Here is a 22,646-nt window from a genome sequence, read left to right on the forward strand (position 1 = left end):
CCCCTGCGGCCGAGGGCAGCAGGGGCGCTGGACGGGAGAAAGGTTCCGGAAAGGTCGCCGCCGGAGCGCCGCCGTCACCGCATCTCGAACAGTTCCTGGTGGAAGCGGGTCTCGTCCAGCCCCAGGGCCACGAAATCCTTCTTCAGCGTGCGGCCGAACACGGCCGGCCCGCAAAACCAGAAGTCCGCATCGCGCCACTCGGGAACCTGCTCGGCGATGCGTGCCGCGGTCAGCCAGCCGTCGCGTTCGTCCCACGACACATGCAGGCGGACACCCGCGGCTTTCGCGTCGGCCTCGATCAGACCGATGGCGTGCTCATCGTAGACGGCCGTGGTGTGGAACAGGTCGATGCTCTTGCCATCGGGCGCCTGGGCCAGGGCCTTCATGCGCGAGATGAAGGGCGTGATGCCGATGCCCGCGCCCACCCAGATCTGGCGCTTCTGCTGGCCCGCGAAATTGAAGCGTCCGTAGGGCCCCTCCACCTTGACCACATCCCCCACCTTGACCGTGGCGGACAGGGTGCGGGTGTAGTCGCCCAGGGCCTTGATGATGAAGGTCAGACGGCCATCGTCGGCCCACGCAGAGGTGATGGTGTAGGGATGCGCGCCCTCCTTTTCGTGCAAGGTCACGAAGGCGAACTGGCCCGCCTCGTGGCCCGCCCAGCGCCCCTGGAACCCGATGTCGACCTCGACGACATCCAGCGCAGGGTGGAGACGGACGGCCGCCACCTCGCCCACCAGTTGCCGGTGGACGGCCACGCGGCCGAACAGCACCATCACGGCGGCGATGCTGCCCGCGGCCATCAGCAGCGCCATCACCGGCCCCAGCACACCGCTCCAGTAATCGAACTGCAGCAGCACCACCGAGTGCCACACCAGCACCAGATAGGCCACGGCGAGCAGGTGGTGGGTACGGAAGAAGTACCGGTACGGGAAGCGCTTGATCAGTGCCAGCGCCATCAGCGCCACGGCCGCATAAAACGCCCACTCACCCAGGCCCTCGGCGAGTCCGCGCTGGTTCATGAAGAACTGCCGGACCGGTTCATCCACCAGGGTCGGGCGGGGTCCGCGCTCGGGGCGCACCAGCCAGCCCAGGCCGACCAACCACTTGGCCGACTCCGACAACAGCCAGTGGCCGATGGACAGCACCAGGCCCGAGATGCCCAGCCACTTGTGCAGCCGGTACATCTTGTCCAGCCCACCCAGCCAGGGCTCGAACACCACAGGCCGCACGGCCAGCACCATCGCCGCACTCATCACCCCGATGGCCAGCACGCCGCTGCCCTGCATCAAGACGCTGCGCCAGGCAAAAAAGTGGGGAAGCTCGGCCCAGACGGTCTGATCGGTGAACCACCAGAGACCCGTCAGGACCAGCAGATAGGCCCAGAAAAACCGCTGGATGTGCTGCATGGCGCTCCTCCCTTTCCCGTTGCATTGGCTGGTGTTTATGTCTCCAGCTTACACCTGGGCAACCGGTGGGTTTGCGCGCTCAGAACACCTCGGTGTCCACCTCGCTGTTGCCCTGCGCGTTGTAGCGCTCGCCCTTCACGGTGTGCTGGTTGATGTGGTCATCGAGCCGCGCCATCACGGAAGCGTCGAGCTTGACGTTCACCGCGCCCAGGTCGTCCTGCAGGTGCTCCACGCTGGTGGTGCCGGGGATGGGCAGGATGTTCTCGCCCCGGTGCAGCAGCCAGGCGATGGCGAGCTGCGCCGGGGTACAGCCGACCTCGTTGGCCACGGCCAGGTAGCCGGGCAGCAGCGTGAGGTTGGCGGCGTAGTTCTCGGGCGCAAAACGCGGCATGCTGCGGCGGATGTCCTTGGCGTCGAAGCTGCTCACGTTGAGCTCGCCGCACAGGAAGCCGCGACCCACCGGGCTGAAGGCGACGAAGGCGATGCCGAATTCGCGGCAGGTGTCGAGCACGGCGATCTCGGGGTTGCGCGTCCACAACGAGTACTCGGTCTGCAAGGCGGTGATGGGGTGCACCGCCTGCGCACGGCGCAAGGTGGGGGCCGACACCTCGGAGAGGCCGATGGTCTGGATCTTGCCGGCCCGCACCAGGTCGCTCAGGGCGCCCACGCTGTCTTCGATGGGCACCTGCTTGTCCCAGCGGTGCAGGTAGTAGAGGTCGATCACATCGGTCTGCAGGCGCTTCAAGGCCGCTTCGCAGGTGGCCTTGATGGTCTCGGGCCGGCCGTCGATGACGCGCACCTTCACACCGTCGGCGTTGGGCACGCCCTGCATGCCGCATTTGCTGGCGAGCGTGAACTTCGAGCGGTGCTTCGACAACACCTTGCCCACCAGCGTTTCGCTGGCGCCAAAGCCGTAGAGCGCTGCGGTGTCGAAGTGGGTCACGCCCGCGTCGAGCGCGCCGAGCAGCACACGCTCGGCCTGCTGCTCGGACACGGGGGCGCCGTAGGCGTGGCAGATGTTCATGCAGCCCAGACCGATGGCCGAGACTTTGAAGGGGCCGAGTTGGCGTTGTTGCATGGTGAGAGCTCCTGAAATGGAAAACGGCCCCAGCCGTGAGGATGGAGCCGTGAATGGTATGCCTCGGCGCGAGGTGGCTCCACCCAGTGACGCCGCGGAACCGGCTTTGCCGGGCCGCTGGCGTCGTCCCCTTGAGGGGAAGGCGCGCAGCGCCGCAGAGGTGGGCCTATCCCTTCAGTTGCTGTTCCAGGTTGTGCAGCACCTGGTAGCAGTTGAACACCTTGCCCACGCTGGAGTTCGGCTCGCGGCCTTCCTGGATGGCAGCGAAGAACTCGCGGTCCTGCAGCTCGATGCCGTTCATGGACACCGCCACCTGGCTCACGTCGATCTTTTCTTCCTTGCCGGTGAACAGGTCGTCGTAGCGCGCGAGGTAGGTCGCGGTGTCGCCGATGTAGCGGAAGAAGGTGCCGAGCGGCCCGTCGTTGTTGAAGCTCAGGCTCAGTGTGCAGATGGCGCCGTTGGCGGCCTTGAGCTGGATGCTCATGTCCATGGCGATGCCGAGCACGGGGTGGATCGGGCCCTGGATGGCGTTGGCCATCACGATGGGGCTGTTGCACTGGTAGGCGAACAGGTCCACGGTGTGGGCGGCGTGGTGCCACAGCAGGTGGTCGGTCCAGCTGCGGGCCTGACCCAGCGCGTTGGTGTTGGTGCGGCGGAAGAAATAGGTCTGCACATCCATCTGCTGGATGTTGAATTCGCCGGCCTGGATCTTGTTGTGCACGTACTGGTGGCTGGGGTTGAAGCGGCGGGTGTGGCCGCACATGGCCACCAGGCCGGTCTGCTTCTGCAGCGCCACCACGTCTTCGGCGCCCTTGAGGCTGTCGGCGAGCGGAATTTCCACCTGCACGTGTTTGCCGGCCTTCAGGCAGGCCAGGGTCTGCTCGGCGTGCATCTGCGTGGGGGTGCACAGGATCACGGCGTCGACTTCTTTCAACGCCAGGCTGTCGGCGAGGTCGGTGGTGACGTGCTGGATACCGTACTTGTCGGCGACCTCTTTGGTCTTTTCCAGGTCGCGGCTGATCAGCGAAACCACTTCAACGCCGTCAATATTTTTGATGCCGTCCAGGTGTTTGATGCCGAAGGCGCCGGCGCCGGCGAGGGCTACTTTGATGGTCATGTCAGTTGTTCTCCAGGATGAGGTGGCCCACGGCCGTGTTGGATGCGGGCACATGGTAGAAGCGGTGCTTCACGGTCGGGGCCGGACCCTGCACCTTGCCGTCGACGATATCGGACATGGCGCCGCGGGCGATCAGCCACATCACGAGTTCGATGCCTTCGCTGCCGGCTTCGCGCACGTAGTCGATGTGCGGCGTGTTGGCGCAGCCTACGGGGTCGGCAATCATCTGGTCGAGCCAGGCGTTGTCCCACTCGCGGTTGATCAGGCCGGCGCGTGCGCCCTGCAGCTGGTGGCTCATGCCGCCCGTGCCCCAGATGTGCACGTTCAAATCTTCGTCGTAGCTATCCACCGCCTTGCGGATGGCCTGGCCGAGCATGAAGCAGCGCTTGCCCGAGGGCACCGGGTACTGCACCACGTTGACCGCGAACGGGATCACCGGGCAGGGCCAGGCGTCCGTCTTCGGGTCGAGCTCGCCACACATCAGCGACAGCGGCACGGTGAGGCCGTGGTCCACGTCCATCTTGTTGACGATGGTGAGGTCGAAGTCCTGCTGGATCACGCTCTGTGCGATGTGCGACGCCAGGTCCGGGTGGCCGATGACCTTGGGCACCGGGCGTGGGCCCCAGCCTTCGTCGGCCGGCTGGAACTCGGCCGCGGTGCCGATGGCAAACGTGGGAATCATCTCCAGGCTGAACGCCGTGGCGTGGTCGTTGAAGACGAGGAAGATGACGTCGGGCTTGTTGTCCTTCATCCATTGCTTGGAGAAGTCGTAGCCCGCGAACACGGGTTTCCAGTAGTCCTCCTGGGTCTTGCCCAGGTCCATGGCCGCGCCGATGGCGGGCACGTGCGAGGTGAAAACGGATGCGGTGATTTTGGCCATGGTCAGACTTTCTTTCCTGCGGCGCCCTGGGGCTGGCGGTGCGCCTGCGCGTCACCGTCCTCACCCACGTAGCGGTTGCCTTCGACGGACCGGCCGCCCTGGATCATCATGTCGCGGTATTCGGTTTCGGTCATGCCGGTCATGGAGCCCGCCATCTGCTGGAAGCTCTTGCCGTCGGTGGCGCCGATCTTGGCCAGAAAGTAGATGTTGCCGCCGGTGCGCATGCACCAGTTGAGGTCGCGCGCCAGCACGGCCTGTTTCTGCTCTTCGGTCATCGGCCATTCGTCGAGGTAGGCGCGCTCGTCGGTCTTGAAACGCTCGCGGTTTTGTGCCTTCATCAGCGACATGCAGAACTGGTTGAGCCAGTAGCCTTTGCGGCTCTGCTCGGCATCAAAGATGATCGTGCCGGGCACGTCGAGGTACGGTTTTTCGAGGGACATGTCAGACCTCCTCGGGCCAATAGAGACGCATCGGGTTCGTCACGAGCAGCTTCTGCTGCAACTCGGGCGTGGTCGCGATGTGCGGGATGAAGTCGACCAGCAGGCCGTCGTCGGGCATGTGGTCCTTCAGGTTGGGGTGCGGCCAGTCGGTGCCCCAGAGCACGCGGTCGGGGAACTGCTCGACGATGCGTTTCGCGAACGGGATCACGTCGGTGTAGGCGTTCTGCTCGCCGTTCAGCGCCTTCGGGCCGGTGACCGACAGGCGCTCGGGGCAGCTGACCTTGCTCCACACGTTGCTGTGTTCGCGCATGAACTTCTCGAACAGCGCGAACTGCGGGCCATCGACCGGCAACGACACATCGGGCCGGCCCATGTGGTCCACCACCACGGTGGTCGGCAACGCGGTGAAGAAGTCCCACAGCTCGGGCAGGTCCACCGCCTCGAAGTAAATCACCACATGCCAGCCCCATTTCGCGATGCGGCCAGCGATCTCCAGCAGCTCGTCCTTGGGCGTGAAGTCCACCAGACGCTTGACGAAGTTGAAGCGCACGCCGCGCACACCGGCGTCGTGCATGGCCTGGATCTCGGCGTCGCTCACGCTGCGCTTGACCGTGGCCACGCCACGCGCCTTGCCGCCGCTGTTGACCAGTGCGTCCACCATGGCGCGGTTGTCCGCCCCGTGGCAGGTGGCCTGCACCACCACGTTGCGGGCAAAACCGAGGTGGTCGCGCAGTGCGTACAACTGGTGCTTCGATGCGTCGCAGGGCGTGTACTTGCGTTCTGGCGCGTAGGGGAACTCGGCCCCCGGACCGAACACGTGGCAGTGCGCGTCCACCGCGCCGGCGGGCAGCTTGAAGCGGGGTTTGGAAGGACCGGTGTACCAGTCCATCCAGCCGGCGGTTTTGGTGAAGTCACCGGAAGTCGGTTTGCTCATTGAAGTGCTTTCAATCTGTTCGCGTGCAGAGGAGGCGGAGATGGCGGAAAACAGCGGGGCGATTTGCTGGCCGAAGGACTGATGAGCCCCGCTGGCTTCCGGCGTCGCCGCCGGGGCCAGCCGGAGAAAATTCAGTCGATATAACGCAAGCCAGCCGCTGCCAGCGGCTCGCGCATCTTGTACATGTCCAGCCCCAAGACGCCCGAAGCCAGCTTGTCGCGCTTCTCGCCTTCGAAGCTCTCGCGCTTGATCGCCGCAGCCAGCGTTTCCGCTGCACGCGCCGCTGGCACGCAGACCACGCCATCGTCGTCGGCCACGACCACGTCGCCGGGCGTGACCAGCATGCCGGCGCAGACGATGGGGATGTTCACCGAGCCCAGCGTGGCCTTGATGGTTCCCTTGGAAGAGATCGCTTTGGACCACACCGGGAAGTTCATTTCCTTGAGCGTCTTCACGTCGCGCACGCCGGCGTCGATGATCAGGCCGCGGGCGCCGCGCGCCTGGAAACTGGTGGCCAGCAGGTCGCCGAAATAGCCGTCGCTGCACTCGGCCGTGACGGCCGCGACCACGATGTCGCCGGGCTGGATCTGCTCGGCGGCCACGTGCATCATCCAGTTGTCACCCGGCTGCAACAGCACGGTGATGGCTGTGCCGGATACCTGCACACCGGTCTGGATCGGGCGCATGTAGGGCTTCAACAGACCGACACGGCCCATGGCTTCGTGCACGGTGGCCGAGCCCAGCGCGGCCAGGCCGTCGGCCGCAGCGCGGTCGGCACGGGTGATGTTGCGGTAAACGACGCCGAGTTCGTACATGGTCAGATTCCTTTCTGTTTCAAAGCCGCGTCCAGGCGCGGGAACACACGCCGCGCATTGCCCTCGTACACCTTGTAGCGGTCATCGCCCACGACGATGGTGCTCGCTTCGATGTAGCGCTTGGTGTCGTCGTAGTAGTGACCGGTCTCGGGGTCGATGCCGCGCACGGCGCCGATCATTTCCGAGGCGAACAGGATGTTGTCCACCGGGATCACCTTGGTCAGCAGGTCGATGCCCGGCTGGTGGTACACGCAGGTGTCGAAGAAGATGTTGTTGAGCAGGTGGTCTTTCAGCAGCGGCTTCTTCAGCTCCTGCGCCAGGCCACGGAAACGGCCCCAGTGGTAAGGCACCGCGCCGCCACCGTGGGGGATGATGAACTTCAGCGTCGGGAAGTCCTTGAACAGGTCGCTGGTCAGGCACTGCATGAAGGCCGTGGTGTCGGCGTTCAGGTAGTGCGCGCCGGTGGTGTGGAAGCAGGCGTTGCAGCTGGTGCTCACGTGCACCATGGCCGGGATGTCGTGCTCCACCATCTTCTCGTAGATGGGGTACCAGGCCTTGTCGGACAGCGGCGGGCTGGTCCAGTGGCCGCCCGAAGGATCGGGGTTCAGGTTGATGCCGACGTTGCCGTATTCCTTGACGCACTTCTCCAGCTCGGGGATGCAGGTGGCCGGGTCCACGCCCGGGCTCTGCGGCAGCATCGCGGCGGGAATGAAGTGGTCGGGGAACAGCTGGCTCACGCGGTAGCAGAGCTCGTTGCAGATCGCGGCCCAGGTGGAGCTGATGTTGAAGTCGCCGATGTGGTGGGCCATGAAGCTCGCGCGCGGCGAGAAGATGGTGAAGTCGGAGCCACGCTCTTTCATCAGGCGCAGCTGGTTGGTCTCGATGGACTCGCGCAGCTCGTCGTCGCTGATCTTCAGGTCCGAGACCTTGGGCATCGAAGCCGGGTCCTTGATGCCGGCGATCTGCGCGTTGCGCCAGTTCTCCAGGGCCTTGGGCGCCGTGGTGTAGTGGCCGTGGCAGTCGATGATGAGGGGCTTTTGCTGGCTCATGCGGAAGGTTCCTGGTGCGGTTGCGGCCCATGCCGGACGGGGCTTTGAATGGCGGATTGTGAACTTCACCACGCTGCGAAACCAGCCTCCCGGCGCGCTATCAGCTAGAACAAAAAACTATATCTATGATGGAGCTATTCCTTAGCAATACAGATCATGGATCTCAAACAACTCGAATATTTCGTGCGCGTCGCCGAGCTGGGCAGCTTCACCAAAGCCTCGCTCGCGCTGGACGTGGCGCAACCCGCCCTCTCGCGACAGGTGCGCCTGCTGGAGGTGGAGTTGCGCCAGAACCTGCTGGTGCGCAACGGCCGCGGCGCCACACCCACCGAAGCCGGCAAGCTGCTGCTGGAACACGGCCGCGGCATCCTGCACCAGGTGGAGCGAGCGCGCGAAGAGCTGGGCCGGGTGCGCGGTGCGCTGGCGGGGCGCGTGGCCATCGGCTTGCCGCCGAGCCTGGCGCGGGTGCTCACCGTGCCGCTTACGCGCGCCTTTCGCGCCCAGCTGCCAGAAGCCAGCCTGTCCATCAGCGAAGGCCTGTCGGCCACCATGCAGGAATGGCTGGTGACCGGGCGGCTGGACATCGCCGTGCTCTACAACGCCCAGCCCGCGCCGGAAATCGACATCTCGCCGCTGCAGGACGAAGAGTTGCTGCTGGTGGAACCCCGCCCGGCCGGACTGGCCGAAGAGCCACCCCCGCCACCGGTGTCATTGGCCGAGGTGGCGCAATTGCTGCTGGTGATCCCGAGCCGGCCCAACGCGTTGCGCATGCACGTAGAGTCCGAAATGGCCAACATCGGGTGCCGTCCGCGGGTGGCGCTGGAGATCGACGGTGTGTCCGCCATCCTCGACCTCGTGGCCGACGGCGCGGGTGCCGCCCTGCTCTCGCGCAACGCGGTGGCCAGCTCGATCCGGCCGTCGGCCTACCGCACGCGCTCCATCCAGCCGCCACTGCGCACCCGCCTGTGCCTGGCCACCAGCTCGCTGCGACCCGCCACGCTCACGCAGCAGACCACACTGAACCTGATCCGCCAGACGCTGGATGCGATCAATTCATCAAGCTAGCCAGCCCGCGCTGTGGCGCATCAGCCAGAGGATGGCACTGAGCGTGAAGAAGGAGGCCGCCGTGGTCGCCAGCAGCGCCGCCGCGGTGAAGCCTTCAAAGCCGTGGCGCTGCGCGAGGATGGAATAGATGCCCAGCATGGGCATGGCCGCCGAGAGCACGGCCGCGGTGCGCAGATCGCCGTCAACGGAAGGCAGCCCCAGCAGCGGCAAGAGCGAGACGGCGGCGAACACCGCCAGCGGGTGCAGCAGCAGCTTGCCCACGGCGATCAGCGACACCTGGCGGCGCATGCCCTTGACCTGCAGGCCCACCAGCGTGCCGCCGATGATGAACAGCGCCATGCCGCTGCTCGCGGCGGAAAACAGGGTCACGGTGCGCGTGATCACCGCGGGCAGCTGCCAGCCCAGCAAGGCCACCACGAAGCCGGCAAAGATGGCCACGATCATGGGGTTGCGCACCAGGCGCTCGCCCGTCTGTTTCAGCGCCTGCAGCAGCGAAGGCCGCTCGCCTTCGTGCGCGCCCGCGTCGGCCAGCGTGAACAGCAGCGGCAGCTTGATGAGGTTTTCCACGATCAGGTTGAGCGCCAGGATCACACCACCCAGGGGTCCAAACAGCAGCAGCATCACGGGGTAGCCCACATAGCCACTGTTGGAGCAGGTCATGCCCATGGCCACATACGCGCTCTCGGTCAGGCTCTTGCGCAGCACGCTGCGCGAGAACCACAGCGCCGCCCCGATCAGCGCCAGCGAACCGGCGGTGAAGGCCAGCAGGTAACCCGGGTGCACCACCTCGCCCAGCGGCCGCGAGGCCAGTGCGTTGAACAGCAACGCGGGCAGCGCGATCTGGATCACGAACTTGCCGAAGACGCGCATGTCGGCTTTGGTGAACAGGTTCCAGCGCACGCTGGCATAACCGGCCGCGATGCAGAGGTAGATCGGGCCGGTGATGGCCAGGATGTCGAGCATGAAGAAGCGTTCGGTTTATGCGTCGTTGGCGGCGGGGCGCGCTGCCAGCAGGCGGTCGGCAAAGGCCTGCCACGGTGGGTTCTGACCCAGGTCGGCGAAATGCCCGGCGCGCGCCTGCGCCGCCATCCAGTCGTGTTTCTCGGCGATGGCCGTGGCCATGAAGGGCTCGAAGCCGGCCTCGCGCACGGTGTTGGCCACCTCGCGCATCTCTTCGGCGCGGCGCTTGCCGTGCTGCGCCACGCGGCTGAAGAAATAGCTGCCCTGCTTCTGCCAGTCGATCGAAGGAAAGGTCTCCTGCAGCGTGGCGATCATGGCGTCTTCGACGCCGTGGTGGCGCGCGGTGGCGTAGCTTTCGATCACCAGCGCCTCCAGCCCCTTGATCATCACGCTGCGGCACATCTTGGTGGCCGAGGCGATGCCCAGCTGCTCGCTGGCCACTTTGGCGTCCATGCCCAGGGCGGCCAGCACCGGCAACAGGCGCGCCGCGTGTGGACCGCCCAGCAGCATGGGCACGCGGATGCCATAGGGCGGCACCGAGGTCATGACGCCGGCCTCCACGTAGTGCGCGCCCGCCGCTTCGATCAGGGCAGCGGCCCGCTGCTTGGTGCCGGGCGATGCGGAGTTGAGATCCAGGAAAAAACTGCCGGGCTGGATGTCGGCGGCAGCGGCCTGCGCCACGGCCAGCGTGCTTGAAGCGGTCACGGCCGAGATCACCAGCGTTGACCGGGCACACAGGCTGGCCACGCCGTCACAGGCCTCAATGCCCTGCGCAGCGGCATGCGCCAGCGGCTCGTCGCGTTGCGCCGGATCGGCGAATCTGAGGTCCCAGGCTGCGGCCGCGTTGAGGCCAGCGCCGAAGATGCGGCCCACCTCTCCGTAGCCGATCAGACCAATACGCAGCGTGTCCACTGGCAGGATGTCCATGAGCCGTCCTCTCTCATTGTTTCGGGATGTTCGCGCGCTCGATCACCGCGCCCCAGCGTTTGATGTCAGCGGCCAGCAGTTCAGCCGCCGTTTCGGGCGTGCTGCCTTCGGGGTCGATGTTCAGGTCGGCCAGCTTCTTGCGAACGTCGGGTTTCGCCAGGGCGGCGTTGATGTCCTTGTTCAGGCGCGCCACCACGTCTCGCGGTGTCTTCGAGGGCACGGCCAATGCATTCCACGACGAGGCCACAAAACCCTTCACGCCCTGCTCGACGGCGGTCGGCACCTCGGGCAGCACGGTGGAACGCTTCTGGCCGGTGACCGCGAGCGCGCGGAAGGCGCCGGCCTGGATCTGCGTCAGCGCCGGGCCGAGGATCTCGACGGCGGCATCCACCTGCTTGCCACGCAAGGCACCGACCAGGTTCGGCGTGCCGTTGAAAGGCACGATCTGGGCCTGAATGTCGGCACTGGACTTGAGCAGCTCGGCCGCCAGGTTCTGCGTGCTGCCGATGTTGATGCTGCCGATGTTGAGCTGGTTGGGATGGGCCTTGGCGAACGCGAGCAGATCGCCCAGGGTCTTGTGAGGCGAGTCGGCCGGCACCAGCACCACCAGATCGAAAGTGCCGAGTGTGGAGACGGGCGTGAAGTCCTTGACCGTGTCGTAGGGCAGGCTCTTGTACAGGCTGGCGGTCACGGCGGTGCCGTTGGACATGAGGAACAGGGTGTGGCCGTCGGACTCGGCACGTGCCACCGTGCTGGCGGCCACCACACCACCGGCGCCGGGTCGGTTTTCAATGGTGACCGGCTGGCCCAGCGACTGGGTCAACTCCGCACCCACGATGCGGGCGGTGAGGTCACCGGCCCCCCCGGCGGCGAACGGCACCACGATGCGCAGCGGTTTGCTGGGGAAGGCCTGTGCCATCGCGGGGGTGGCCAGGCCAAAAGCACCCAGGGCGATCGCGGAAACCATCACGGTGCGCCGGGAAAACAAGGTCTTGAGGTTCATGCTGGTCTCCTGTTGTGGGGTGTCGATCGCAAAAGCCGCCCCAATGTAGCGCCCAGAAAAAGGGCCTGCAATTGCTTGCAGGCCCTTTCAGCTATGCAGGCTTTCGATAACCGGTCTTCACAGGCGCAGCACGAACAGCGTGATGCCGGGGAAGGCCACCAGGATCGCGGTGCGGATGAAGTCGCTGGTCACGAAGGGCAGGATGGCGCGGTAGGTCTGCGTGATCGGTGTGTCGCGTGCCATCGAGTTGATGACGAACAGGTTCATGCCCACCGGCGGCGTGATCAATCCCACCTCCACCACGATCAGCACAAGGATGCCGAACCAGATGGCGAACTCCTCGGGCGGCAGGCCGAAGTCGAGCGCGGTCACGATGGGGAAGAACACCGGAATGGTCAGCAGGATCATGGACAGCGAGTCCATGAAACAGCCCAGGATCACGTACAGCACCAGGATGGCGATCAGCACCAGCAGGGGACTCACACCCCAGCCCGACACCATGGCAGCGGCTTCCTGCGGCAGCTGCGACAGCGCCAGGAAGGTGTTGTACAGGCCCGCGCCCAGCACGATCATGAAGATCATGCCGGTGGCGATCGCGGTGCCCAGCACGGCTTCGAGCAGGGTCTTGCGGTTGAGGCCGCCGCTGAACCAGGCCGAGAGGCCCGTGCCGAACGCGCCGATGGCCGCACCCTCGGTGGGCGTGAACAGGCCGGTGTAGATACCGCCGACCACGGTCAGGAAGATCACCATCACGGGCCACACCTTGACGGTGGCGATCCAGCGGTCTTTCATGGGCATGGGCGCCATGGAGCCCACTTCATGCGGCTTGAGGCGCGCATAGATCGCAATCACGATCATGTAGCCCACGGCGGCCAGAATGCCGGGCACGAAAGCCGCCAGGAACAGCTTGGCGATGTTCTGCTCGGTCAGGATGGCGTAGATCACCAGCACCACCGACGGCGGGATCAGGATGCCCAGCGTACCGCCCGCGGCCAGACAGGCGGTGGAGATGCCACCGGCGTAGCCCGCGCGCTTGAGTTCGGGCAGGGCCACCTGACCCATCGTCGCCGCCGTGGCGAGCGAAGAGCCGCAGATGGCGCCGAAACCGGCACAGGCGCCCACCGCGGCCATGGCCACGCCACCCTTGCGGTGACCGATCCAGGCCTCGGCCGCCTTGAACAGCGCCTGCGACAGGCCGCCCAGCGCAGCGAACTGCCCCATGAGCAGGAACAGCGGAATGACCGACAGGTTGTAGTTCGAGAAGGTGCTGTAGGTCACCTGCTTGAGCTGATTGAGGATCGGGTCCACCGACCCGTAGACCATCCACGCACCGCCCAGGCCACACACCAGCATGGACAGCCCGATGGGCACACGGATGAAGATCAGCAGCAGCAGGAGCGGAAACGACCAGAGAGCGAGTTCGACAGTTGACATGATGTTCAGTGCCCTGCGTTGGATTCAACCGTCCAGCCTTCGGGCTCGGACCCGAGACCAAAACGGGTCAGGGTTTTGGCGACGTAGCAGACACAGCCGATCACGGCGCCCACCAGACACAGGGCATAGGCCCACCACACCGGCATCTGCAGGATGAACGTGGTCTCCAGGTACTCCTTTTTCTCCAGCATGCCTTCCCAGAGCTTCCAGGTCAGCACCAGCCAGACCAGCGACATCAGGATGTCGCTGCCGGTGTCCACCGCCTTTTGCGCCCAGCGCGGCGTGTGCATGTAGAGCAGGTCCACCGTGGCATGACCGCCGCGCAGGTAGCACCAGGGCATGAAGAAGAAGATGGCGATACCGACGCCGACTTCCACCAGTTCAAAGTCGCCCGGCACGGGCCCGAGCCCGATGCCGATCAGTGCACGTCCGGCGACGCTGGCCACGACCATGAGGGTCAGTGCCACGAGCATGATGCCGCCAAACAGGGCGGTCCACCGGGCAAACCGGTAAATCCAGTCAATCATTTCTGGTCCTTGTTATGGGGGTTGGCCTGCGCCAATTGTCTCCCATGGTTTTTCTTCCACCGCCGCCTGTTGCGCAGCGGCGGGACTATAGCTCAAAATTTCTTATTGTTAAATCAATTTCCCTTATCGAAATCTTCGCGATGTCCTGCCCCTGGCAGGACATCGCCCCCGAGTGGCCGTCCGTCAGAAGACAGCGTCCACCCCGGGGCGGCACCAAAAAGCCCTTACTTCGCGTGTTTGGCAATCAGCGCACGGGCCTCCGAGGCCAGCTTGGCGCCGTCGATGTTCTTGCCCTTCATCTCCTTGACCCAGTCGGCCTCGACCGCGCCCGCGGTGCGGCGCCAGCGCTGGGTCTCGGCCACGTCGAGTGCCACGATGTTGTTGCCCGCCTTGACGGCGATGTCACGACCCACCTTGTCGGCATCGTCCATCACGCGGCCGAACATGGCCGCGGTTTCGACACCCGAGTTGTTGTCGATCACCTTCTTCAGGTCGGCCGGCAGCTTGTCGTAAGCCGTGCGGTTCATGGTGAAGGCAAAGGTCTGGGTGAACAGACCTTCCTTGCCCGCGAACGTGGTGTGGTTCTTCACCAGTTCGGTGATCTTGAGCGAAGGCGTGACTTCCCAGGGGATGGTCGTGCCGTCGATCACGCCCTTGGACAGGGCCTCGGTCACCGCCGGTACCGGCATGCCCACGGGCGTGGCGCCCAGCTTGCCCAGCATGTTGTTGATGATGCGCGAGCCGCCACGGATCTTCATGCCGCGCAGGCTCTCCAGGCCGGTCACCGGCTGCTTGGTGTGGAACAGGCCCGGGCCGTGCGTGTGCACGGCGATCAGCTTGACGCTGCGGAATTCGTCGGCCGCGAACTTCTCGACGTATTCCTGAAAGGCCCGCGAGGACTGTTCGGAGACACCACCCATGAAAGGCAGCTCGAACACTTCGGACTTGTTGAAACGGCCCGGGGTGTAACCCAGCACGGTCCAGGTGATGTCGGCCACACCATCGCGCGCCTGGTCAAACAGCTGGGGCGGCGTGCCGCCCATGGCCATGGCGTGGAACAGCTGCACCTTGATGCGGCCACCCGATTCGGCTTCGATCTTCTTGGCCCAGGGCACCAGGGCCTTGGAGGGAATGGGGGCCTGGGGCGGCAGGAACTGGTGCAGACGCAGCGTCACGGTCTGCTGGGCCAGCGCGCTACCCGCCATCAGGGTGGTCAGGGCGGCGCCCAGCGCGGCCAGGGTGGTTCGGCGTTTCAAGAAGCTCATGGGTTCTCCGGGGATGAAAAAAGTCGTCCGCTGATCACGGCGCAAGTGGCTGCGTCATAGCGCGGCCATCGTTTGGCAAGCGCCGGAACTTTGAACCTGATCAAGGGCGCTGACCAGATCGGAACGCTTCTTTCAGCTATGCCGGGTTGATATGTACCAACTGGTTCAATGTCAGATTGGTATGACATGACAAAACCTGATGCCATCGAACGAACAAGCGCACGCACCCCAAAAAAAGCGCCAACCCCTGTCGTGCTGGCGCATCCGGAAGCGCACGGGCGATGGGCCCGACGGCCCATCGCCTGCTCAGGCGTTCACTTCGAGTACTTGGCAATCAGTGCACGGGCCTCCGAGGCCAGCTTGGCGCCATCGATGTTCTTGCCCTTCATCTCGTTGACCCAGTCGGTCTCCACGGTGCCAGCGGTGCGACGCCAGCGCTGGGTCTCGGCCACGTCCAGCGCCACGATGTTGTTGCCGGCCTTCTCGGCGATCGCGCGGCCCACCTTGTCGCCTTCGTCCATGGCCCGGCCGAACATGGCCGCGGTCTCGATGCCCGAGTTGTTGTCGATCACCTTCTTCAGGTCGGCGGGCAGCTTGTCGTAGGCCGAGCGGTTCATGGAGAACGCGAAGGTCTGGGTGTACAGACCCTGCTGGCCGGCGAAGGTGGTGTGGTTCTTCACCAGCTCGCTCACCTTGAGCGCGGGCGTCACTTCCCAGGGAATCGTGGTGCCATCGATCACGCCTTTGGACAAGGCTTCGGTCACGGCCGGCACCGGCATGCCCACCGGGTTCGCACCCAGCTTGGTGAGCATGTTGTTGATGATGCGCGAACCGCCGCGGACCTTCATGCCGCGCAGGCTCTCAAGACCCGTCACCGGGGCCTTGGTGTGGAACAGACCCGGGCCGTGGGTGTGCACCGCGATGAGCTTGACGTCCTTGAACTCGTCGGCGGCGAACTTCTCCACGTACTCCTGGAAGGCGCGCGAGGATTGCTCGGCCGAGCCGCTCATGAACGGCAGTTCAAACACCTCGGACTTGTTGAAACGCCCCGGCGTGTAACCCAGCACGGTCCAGGTGATGTCCACCACGCCATCGCGCGCCTGGTCAAACAGCTGCGGAGGCGCGCCGCCCAGCTGCATGGCGTGGAACAGCTGGATCTTGATGCGGCCGCCGGACTCGGCCTCCACCTTCTGGGCCCAGGGCACGATGGCCTTGGCGGGGATGGTGGCCTGCGGGGGCAGCATCTGGTGCAGCCGCAGGGTCATGGTCTGCTGGGCCGAGGCGGTGCCCGCGAACAAGGTGCTGGCGGCGGCGGCGGCCAAGGCTGCCAACGCGGCTCGGCGTTTGATGGTACGCATTGCAGTCTCCTGTCGTTGAAAGATGTTCTGCTCTGGCCTGCTCCGACGGGGCACAAGGCTGATCGGCCCGGCGTGGAAAAGCCGGGCTTGTGCGGCCCGGCTTTTTCCTGTACCCGGGACCGGCGCTTATTTGGCGTGTTTCGCGATCATCGCGCGCGCATCGGACACCAGCTTGGCGCCGTCGATGTTCTTGGCCTTCATGTCGTTGATCCAGTCGCTCTCGACCACGCCAGCGGTGCGCTTCCAGCGCTGCACTTCGGCCACGTCGAGTTCGGTGATTTTGTTGCCGGCCTTCACAGCCAGGTCGCGACCGACGTTGTCACCCACATCCTGTGTGCGGGCAATCATCGCGCTGAATTCGAGGCCCGAGTTGTCATCGATGATCTTCTTGAGATCGGCTGGCAGCTTGTTGTAGGCGCCCTTGTTCATGGCGACGACGAAGGTTGTCACATACAAGGCCTTGTCGCCGGCAAAGGTGGTGTGGTTCTTCACCAGTTCATGCACCTTCAGCGCAGGCGCCACTTCCCAGGGAATCGTGGTGCCATCGAGCACGCCCTTGGAAAGCGCTTCGGTCACGGCCGGCACCGGCATGCCCACGGGCGTGGCGCCGAGCTTGACCAGCATGTTGTTGACGACACGGGTGCCACCGCGGATCTTCATGCCGCGCAGGCTTTCCAGGCCAACCACCGGCTGCTTGGTGTGGAACAGGCCGGGACCGTGGGTGTGCACAGCCAGCACGTGGACGTCCTTGTACTCATCCATGGCGTTCTTCTGCACGTACTCCCACAGCGCACGAGAGGTCTTCTCGGCCGACAGGCCCGCGATGAAAGGCAGCTCGAACACCTCCGACTTGGGGAAGCGGCCCGGCGTGTAGCCCGGCAGCGTCCAGACGATGTCCACCACGCCGTCGCGCGCCTGGTCGAACAGCTGCGGCGGGGTGCCGCCCAGCTGCATCGAGCTGAACATCTGGATCTTGATGCGACCGTTCGAATCGGCCTCGATCTTCTTCGCCCAGGGAGTCAGCGCCTTGGCCGGCACCGTGCCCTGCGGCGGCAGGAACTGGTGCAGGCGCAGGGTCACTTCCTGCGCGAAAGCGGACAAGCTGGCCGAGGCAGCCAGCGCCAATGTGGCGATCTTGAATTTCCATGCAGTCATGCGTTTCTCCAATGGTGGTGCTCAATCAATGAGCGGTGGCGAGCGTTCTGCGTCATCGCAACCGCTTAGTTATTGTTTATAACCATAAGCGCACCGGACTGCATGGGTGTTTTCCCTAGCGCCCCGGTCCCATCGGCACCTTCCGGCCACGGCACCACAGGAGCCGTGCACCAGAGCCTGAGGGTTGTTCAGGCCAGTCCCAGCAGACGCACTGCGTTGCCCTTCAGGATGCCAGGCATCACCTCGGGCTTGAAGCCGGCGACTTCAAAATCCTTCATCCAGCGCTCGGGGGTGATCAGCGGGTAATCGCTGCCGAACAGGATGCGGTCCTTCAGCAGCGTGTTGGCGTACTGCACCAGCTGCTTGGGGAAGTACTTCGGGCTCCAGCCCGAAAGGTCGATCCACACATTGGGCTTGTGCGTCGCCACGCTCAGCGCCTCATCCTGCCAGGGGAAGCTGGGGTGCGCCATGACGATCTGCATGTCGGGGAAATCGATCGCCACATCGTCGAGGTGCATGGGGTTGCTGTATTCCAGGCGCAGACCGCCGCCGCAACGCATGCCCGAGCCGATGCCGCTGTGCCCTGTGTGAAAAATGGCGGGCAGCTTGTGCGCGTTGATCACCTCGTAGATCGGCCAGGCCATCTTGTCGTAGGGGTGGTAGCCCTGCACCGTGGGGTGAAACTTGAAGCCCTTGATGCCCTCTTCCTGGATCAGGCGTTCGGCCTCGCGAGCGCCCATCTTGCCTTTGTGCGGATCGATGCTGGCGAAGGCCACCATCATGTCGCTGTTCTCGCGTGCGGCCTGGGCGATTTCTTCGTTGGGGATGCGGCGGCGGCCCAGCTGCGACTCGCTGTCCACCGTGAACATCACCAGACCGATTTTGCGTTCGCGGTAGTACGCCACCGTTTCGGCGATGGTCGGCCGGCGGTCGCTACCGAAGTACTTGTCGGCGGCGCGATCGTATTCCTCGCCATAGTTGTCAAAGGGGTTGCGGCAGCTCACTTCGGCGTGGGTGTGGATGTCGATGGCGATGAGGTTGTGGTGGTCCATGGTGGCTCTCTTCTAAGGGTAAACACGGAGGTTGATCCGAAGGGTTTTTCTTGATTTAGTTATGGGTTATAACAATAATCGCATCACTCAACAAGCAGGTTACTCCCTTCATCATGAACGCCAATACCCATCCCGATCTCACCCTGAGCCTGCGTGGCGAACAGTCCGAAGTTGCCGTGGTCACGCTCAACCGCGCAGCCAAACGCAACGCCCTGAACGATGGTCTGATCCTCGCGATCCGCGATCTGTTCCAGAACCTGCCCAAGAGCGTGCGCGCGGCGGTGATCGACGGCAGCGGCGAACACTTCTGCGCCGGCCTGGACCTGTCGGAACTGAGCGAGCGCGATGCGGGCGAAGGCGTGATGCACTCGCGCATGTGGCACACCGCGCTCGACTGCGTCGAAAAAGGCACCGTGCCGGTGATCGCTGCGCTGCACGGCGCGGTGGTCGGTGGCGGCCTTGAGCTGGCCAGCGCCTGCCACATCCGCGTGGCCGACGAAACCACCTTCTACGCCTTGCCCGAAGGCACGCGTGGCATCTTCGTGGGCGGCGGTGGCGCGGTGCGCATCCCCAAGCTGATCGGCGCGGCGCGCATGACCGACATGATGCTCACCGGCCGCGTCTACAACGCCGCCGACGGCGAGCGCATCGGACTGGCGCAATACCTCGTGCCCACCGGCACCGCGCTGGACAAAGCCATCGAGCTCGCCACCCGCATCGCCACCAACGCGCCCATGACCAACTACGCGCTCATGCACGCCCTGCCCCGCATTGCCGAACAGCCCGCCGACCACGGTCTGTTCACCGAAGCACTGATGGCGTCCATCGCCCAGAGCGCGCCCGAAGCCAAAGAACGAGTGCGAGCCTTCCTCGAAGGCAAGGCTGCGAAGGTGACCAAGGAATAACCCCCCTGCGCCGCCTGCGGCGTCACCCCCCAAGGGGGGCGATACCAGAGACCCGGCAAAGCCGGTTCCTCGGCATCCCTGTGTTGAGACACGCGCGCCGGAGCAATTTGAACCCCCCAGCGCAAGCAAACAAGAGCATCTGGAGACAAGACATGACCGCAGCGAAATACCGCCCCCTGAAATTCGGCGTCACCCGCGCCACCTTGCGCGACGGTGACACCGGTGTGCACTACCTGGCCGCTGACCAGGCGTTGTTGCCCGTCCCCGATCGCCTGACCGACCGGCTGGTGCACTGGGCGAAAGAACGCCCGGACCAGACCCTGTTTGCGCGCCGCGTGAAGAACGCCGACGGCAGCACCGGCGACTGGCAACACATCACGTTCGCGCAGGCGCTGGACGCGGCGCGTCGCATCGGCCAGGGCCTGCTGAACCGCGGCCTGAGCGCCGAGCGACCGGTGCTGATCCTGAGCGAGAACGACCTCGAACACGCGCTGCTGGCGCTGGGCTGCCTGTACGCCGGCGTGGCTTACTGCCCGACCTCGCCGGCCTACTCGCTGATCAGCCAGGACTTCGACAAGCTGCACCACGTGGTGAAGACGCTGACGCCGGGCCTGGTGTTCGCCAGCGACGCGCTGCGCTACAGCCGCGCCATGCTCGCCACGCTGGGTGACGGCGTGGAACTGGTCACCACCAAAGGCACCGTGCCAGGCCGCGACACCACCTCGTTCGCCGCGCTGCTGGCCACCGAGCCCACGCCCGCCGTGGACGCCGCGATGGCCGCCACCGGGCCGGACACCATCGCCAAGTTCCTCTTCACCTCGGGCTCGACCAAGATGCCCAAGGCCGTGATCAACACGCAGCGCCTGTGGTGCGCCAACCAGCAGCAGATGACGCAGTCCATGCCCGTGCTGGCCGAGAAGCCGCTGGTGCTGGTGGACTGGCTGCCCTGGAACCACACCTTCGGCGGCAACCACAACTTCGGCATGGTGATCTACCACGGCGGTACGCTGTACATCGACGACGGAAAGCCCACGCCCGCGCTGATGAACGAGACCCTGCGCAACCTGCGTGAGATCGCGCCCACGGTGTACTTCAACGTGCCGACCGGCTTCGAAGCCATTGCCAACGCGATGAAGACCGACGACCTGTTGCGCAAGACGCTGCTGTCCAAGGTGAACATGTTCTTCTACGCCGGTGCGGCGCTGGCACAGCCGATCTGGGACAGCCTGTTCGAAAGCCAGGAGCGCGAGATCGGCGAACGCATCGTCATGACCACGGGCCTGGGCATGACCGAGTCCGGCCCATTCGGCATCTTCGTGACCAACCCCAACGTGAAGGCCGGCGACCTCGGCTTGCCCACGCCCGGCCTGGAGCTCAAGCTGGTGGACATGCAGGGCAAGACCGAGGTGCGTTACCGCGGCCCCAACATCACGCCCGGCTACTGGCGCCAGCCCGAGGAGACGGCCGAAGCCTTCGACGAAGAAGGCTTCTTCAAGACCGGCGACGCGGTGAAGTGGATCGACGAAACCGACGTGCACATGGGCCTGAAGTTCGACGGCCGCATCGCCGAAGACTTCAAGCTCGCCACCGGCACCTTCGTGAGCGTGGGTCCGCTGCGCGGCAAGATCATCGCGGCCGGCGCACCCTACATCCAGGACGTGGTGCTCACCGGCATCAACCTCAAGGAGGTCGGTGCCATGGTGTTCCCCACCGCGGCGGTGCGCAACCTCAGCGACCTGCCCGCGGACGCCTCCCTGCACGACGTGCTCGACCACCCCGCCGTGCTGGCGCAGTTCCAGTTGATCGTGAACGAACTGGCCAAGACCGCCACCGGCAGCGCCAACCGCATCGCCCGCATGTGTCTGCTGGCCGACCCGCCCACCATCGACCGCGGCGAAGTCACCGACAAGGGATCGATCAACCAGCGCGCCGTGCTGACGCACCGCGCCGACACGGTAGCCAAGCTGCACGCTGAAGGCCTGCGCTACATCATCAAACCTCAAGTCTGAGGAGACACCCACCATGGCACAAAAAGGCTTCTTCAACGCGTTTGCCGACGTGTTCATCCTCGACGGCGTGCGCACGCCGATGGTGGACTACTGCGGCGCGCTGGGTCACATCTCTCCGACCGACCTGGGCATCAAGGCCGCCCGCGAAGCGTTGGCGCGCGCAGGCGTGCCGGGCGATCACATCGGCTCGGTGGTCACGGGCAACATGGCGCCCGGCGATTTCGACCAGTTCTTCCTGCCGCGCCACATCGGCCTCTACGCCGGCGTGCCGGTGGACGTGCCGGCGATCATGGCGCAGCGCATCTGCGGCACCGGCTTCGAGCTGTTCCGCCAGGCCGGCGAACACATCCAGGGCGGCGCCTGCGAGGCCGCGCTGGTGGTGGGCACCGAGAGCATGACGCGCAACCCCATCGCAGCGTTTGACCACCGCACCGGCTTCAAGCTCGGCGCGCCGGTGGGCTTCAAGGACTACATGTGGGAAGCCCTGAAAGACCCGGCGGCCGGCATCAACATGATCCAGACCGCCGAGAACCTGGCCAAGAAATACGGCATCACGCGCGAAGAGGTCGATGCGTTTGCCTCGGCCTCGTTCGCCAAGGCCGTGGCTGCGCAAGAGAGCGGTTTCCTGGCGGGCGAAATCGTGCCGGTGGTCAGCGAGAAGTTCGAGCTCGACGGCTACAAGCCGCGCGGCATCCGGCTGCAGGGCAAAGTCACCGAAGTGGCGACCGACACCCACGCGCGCATCTCACCGCCCGAGGTGTTGGCCAAACTCAAACCTGTGTACGAGGGTGGCGTGCAGACCGGTGGCAACAGCGCTGCTTTGGTCGATGCGGCCGCGGCCTGTGTGGTCGCCTCCGGTGCTTACGCCAAGGCCCAGGGCAAGACGCCGCTGGCGCGCGTGGTCGCTGCGGCGGCCGTGGGCGTGCCGCCCGAGATCATGGGCATCGGCCCGGCGCCGGCCATCCGCCTGCTGCTGGAGCGCACCGGCCTGAAGCTGGACGACATCGCGCGATTCGAGATCAACGAAGCCCAGGGCGCGCAGACGCTGGCCGTGGGCCGCGAACTCGGGCTGGACCTCACGCGCCTGAACGTCAACGGCGGCGCCATCGCGCTGGGTCATCCGCTCGCTACCACCGGCGTTCGCCTGACGCTCACGCTGGCGCGCGAACTGCAGCGCAGCGGCAAGAAGTACGGCATCTCCAGCGCCTGTGTGGGCGGTGGACAGGGCATTGCCCTCCTCATTGAGAACCTGGAAGGAAACTGA

21 protein-coding genes are annotated in these 22,646 nt (G+C 65.2%); 4 read left to right on the forward strand and 17 right to left on the reverse strand.

Going from position 1 to position 22,646, the window contains the following annotated elements; all coding sequences use genetic code 11:
* Nucleotides 1-74 precede the first annotated feature (74 nt).
* The 8 genes from F3K02_RS14945 to F3K02_RS14980 all read right to left on the reverse strand — a co-directional run bounded on the left by F3K02_RS14945 (nucleotide 75) and on the right by F3K02_RS14980 (nucleotide 7,722).
* Nucleotides 75-1,409, reverse strand: a complete 1,335-nt coding sequence (locus F3K02_RS14945) for a ferredoxin reductase family protein (protein WP_177136426.1) — start codon at nucleotides 1,407-1,409, stop codon at nucleotides 75-77.
* 79 nt (nucleotides 1,410-1,488) lie between these two features.
* A complete protein-coding gene (locus F3K02_RS14950; protein WP_177136427.1) occupies nucleotides 1,489-2,487 on the reverse strand; it encodes an aldo/keto reductase in 999 nt (332 codons plus the stop codon).
* Nucleotides 2,488-2,653: 166 nt separating this feature from the next.
* On the reverse strand, nucleotides 2,654-3,604 hold the full coding sequence (locus tag F3K02_RS14955) for a Gfo/Idh/MocA family oxidoreductase (protein ID WP_177136428.1): 951 nt from the start codon (nucleotides 3,602-3,604) through the stop codon (nucleotides 2,654-2,656).
* A 1-nt stretch (nucleotide 3,605) separates the two neighbouring features.
* A complete protein-coding gene (locus F3K02_RS14960) occupies nucleotides 3,606-4,484 on the reverse strand; it encodes a class III extradiol dioxygenase subunit beta (protein ID WP_177136429.1) in 879 nt (292 codons plus the stop codon).
* Nucleotides 4,485-4,486: 2 nt separating this feature from the next.
* Nucleotides 4,487-4,924 carry a protocatechuate 4,5-dioxygenase subunit alpha gene (gene ligA / locus F3K02_RS14965; RefSeq protein WP_177136430.1) on the reverse strand — a complete coding sequence of 146 codons (438 nt, stop codon included), beginning with the start codon at nucleotides 4,922-4,924 and terminating at the stop codon, nucleotides 4,487-4,489.
* Nucleotide 4,925: 1 nt separating this feature from the next.
* Entirely contained in the window at nucleotides 4,926-5,858 is a 933-nt protein-coding gene (locus tag F3K02_RS14970; RefSeq protein WP_177136431.1) for an amidohydrolase family protein, read from the reverse strand.
* Nucleotides 5,859-5,989: 131 nt separating this feature from the next.
* Entirely contained in the window at nucleotides 5,990-6,673 is a 684-nt protein-coding gene (ligK, locus tag F3K02_RS14975) for a 4-carboxy-4-hydroxy-2-oxoadipate aldolase/oxaloacetate decarboxylase (RefSeq protein ID WP_177136432.1), read from the reverse strand.
* A 2-nt stretch (nucleotides 6,674-6,675) separates the two neighbouring features.
* Nucleotides 6,676-7,722: an amidohydrolase family protein gene (locus tag F3K02_RS14980; RefSeq protein ID WP_177136433.1), complete on the reverse strand. Its 1,047-nt coding sequence runs from the start codon at nucleotides 7,720-7,722 to the stop codon at nucleotides 6,676-6,678.
* A gap of 156 nt (nucleotides 7,723-7,878) precedes the next feature.
* Here F3K02_RS14980 and F3K02_RS14985 point away from each other — a divergent pair, with 156 nt between their 5' ends.
* Nucleotides 7,879-8,787, forward strand: a complete 909-nt coding sequence (locus F3K02_RS14985; RefSeq protein WP_177136434.1) for a LysR substrate-binding domain-containing protein — start codon at nucleotides 7,879-7,881, stop codon at nucleotides 8,785-8,787.
* On the opposite strand, the gene F3K02_RS14990 is transcribed toward F3K02_RS14985, so the two are convergent.
* The 9 genes from F3K02_RS14990 to F3K02_RS15030 form a co-directional block, all read right to left on the reverse strand.
* Nucleotides 8,779-9,750 (reverse strand): AEC family transporter, encoded by a 972-nt coding sequence (locus F3K02_RS14990; protein ID WP_177136435.1) that lies wholly within the window; start codon nucleotides 9,748-9,750, stop codon nucleotides 8,779-8,781. The genes F3K02_RS14985 and F3K02_RS14990 overlap by 9 nt on opposite strands.
* Nucleotides 9,751-9,765: 15 nt before the next feature.
* Complete coding sequence (locus tag F3K02_RS14995) at nucleotides 9,766-10,674, reverse strand: DUF1932 domain-containing protein (RefSeq protein ID WP_177136436.1); 909 nt, start codon at nucleotides 10,672-10,674, stop codon at nucleotides 9,766-9,768.
* Between the two features lie 13 nt (nucleotides 10,675-10,687).
* Nucleotides 10,688-11,677 carry a Bug family tripartite tricarboxylate transporter substrate binding protein gene (locus tag F3K02_RS15000; RefSeq protein WP_177136437.1) on the reverse strand — a complete coding sequence of 330 codons (990 nt, stop codon included), beginning with the start codon at nucleotides 11,675-11,677 and terminating at the stop codon, nucleotides 10,688-10,690.
* A 117-nt stretch (nucleotides 11,678-11,794) separates the two neighbouring features.
* Nucleotides 11,795-13,111 (reverse strand): TRAP transporter large permease, encoded by a 1,317-nt coding sequence (locus F3K02_RS15005; RefSeq protein ID WP_177136438.1) that lies wholly within the window; start codon nucleotides 13,109-13,111, stop codon nucleotides 11,795-11,797.
* A 5-nt stretch (nucleotides 13,112-13,116) separates the two neighbouring features.
* Complete coding sequence (locus tag F3K02_RS15010) at nucleotides 13,117-13,638, reverse strand: TRAP transporter small permease (protein WP_177136439.1); 522 nt, start codon at nucleotides 13,636-13,638, stop codon at nucleotides 13,117-13,119.
* Nucleotides 13,639-13,862: 224 nt separating this feature from the next.
* Nucleotides 13,863-14,903, reverse strand: a complete 1,041-nt coding sequence (locus tag F3K02_RS15015; RefSeq protein WP_177136440.1) for a TRAP transporter substrate-binding protein — start codon at nucleotides 14,901-14,903, stop codon at nucleotides 13,863-13,865.
* 314 nt (nucleotides 14,904-15,217) lie between these two features.
* The gene (locus F3K02_RS15020; protein ID WP_177136441.1) at nucleotides 15,218-16,261 is read right to left on the reverse strand and encodes a TRAP transporter substrate-binding protein; all 1,044 of its coding nucleotides are present in this window, start codon (nucleotides 16,259-16,261) and stop codon (nucleotides 15,218-15,220) included.
* Between the two features lie 126 nt (nucleotides 16,262-16,387).
* Nucleotides 16,388-17,416, reverse strand: a complete 1,029-nt coding sequence (locus F3K02_RS15025) for a TRAP transporter substrate-binding protein (protein WP_177136442.1) — start codon at nucleotides 17,414-17,416, stop codon at nucleotides 16,388-16,390.
* A 188-nt stretch (nucleotides 17,417-17,604) separates the two neighbouring features.
* Nucleotides 17,605-18,468 carry an amidohydrolase family protein gene (locus F3K02_RS15030; RefSeq protein WP_177136443.1) on the reverse strand — a complete coding sequence of 288 codons (864 nt, stop codon included), beginning with the start codon at nucleotides 18,466-18,468 and terminating at the stop codon, nucleotides 17,605-17,607.
* A gap of 113 nt (nucleotides 18,469-18,581) precedes the next feature.
* Between F3K02_RS15030 and F3K02_RS15035 the strand changes: the two genes are divergently transcribed.
* From F3K02_RS15035 to F3K02_RS15045, 3 genes are all read left to right on the forward strand, one after another.
* Nucleotides 18,582-19,373: a crotonase/enoyl-CoA hydratase family protein gene (locus F3K02_RS15035; RefSeq protein ID WP_177136444.1), complete on the forward strand. Its 792-nt coding sequence runs from the start codon at nucleotides 18,582-18,584 to the stop codon at nucleotides 19,371-19,373.
* Nucleotides 19,374-19,525: 152 nt separating this feature from the next.
* Nucleotides 19,526-21,382 (forward strand): feruloyl-CoA synthase, encoded by a 1,857-nt coding sequence (locus F3K02_RS15040; RefSeq protein ID WP_177136445.1) that lies wholly within the window; start codon nucleotides 19,526-19,528, stop codon nucleotides 21,380-21,382.
* A gap of 13 nt (nucleotides 21,383-21,395) precedes the next feature.
* Entirely contained in the window at nucleotides 21,396-22,646 is a 1,251-nt protein-coding gene (locus tag F3K02_RS15045; protein ID WP_177136446.1) for a thiolase family protein, read from the forward strand.

This window comes from Hydrogenophaga aromaticivorans (assembly GCF_013387465.1).
In the GTDB taxonomy this organism is placed as follows: domain Bacteria; phylum Pseudomonadota; class Gammaproteobacteria; order Burkholderiales; family Burkholderiaceae_C; genus Hydrogenophaga; species Hydrogenophaga aromaticivorans.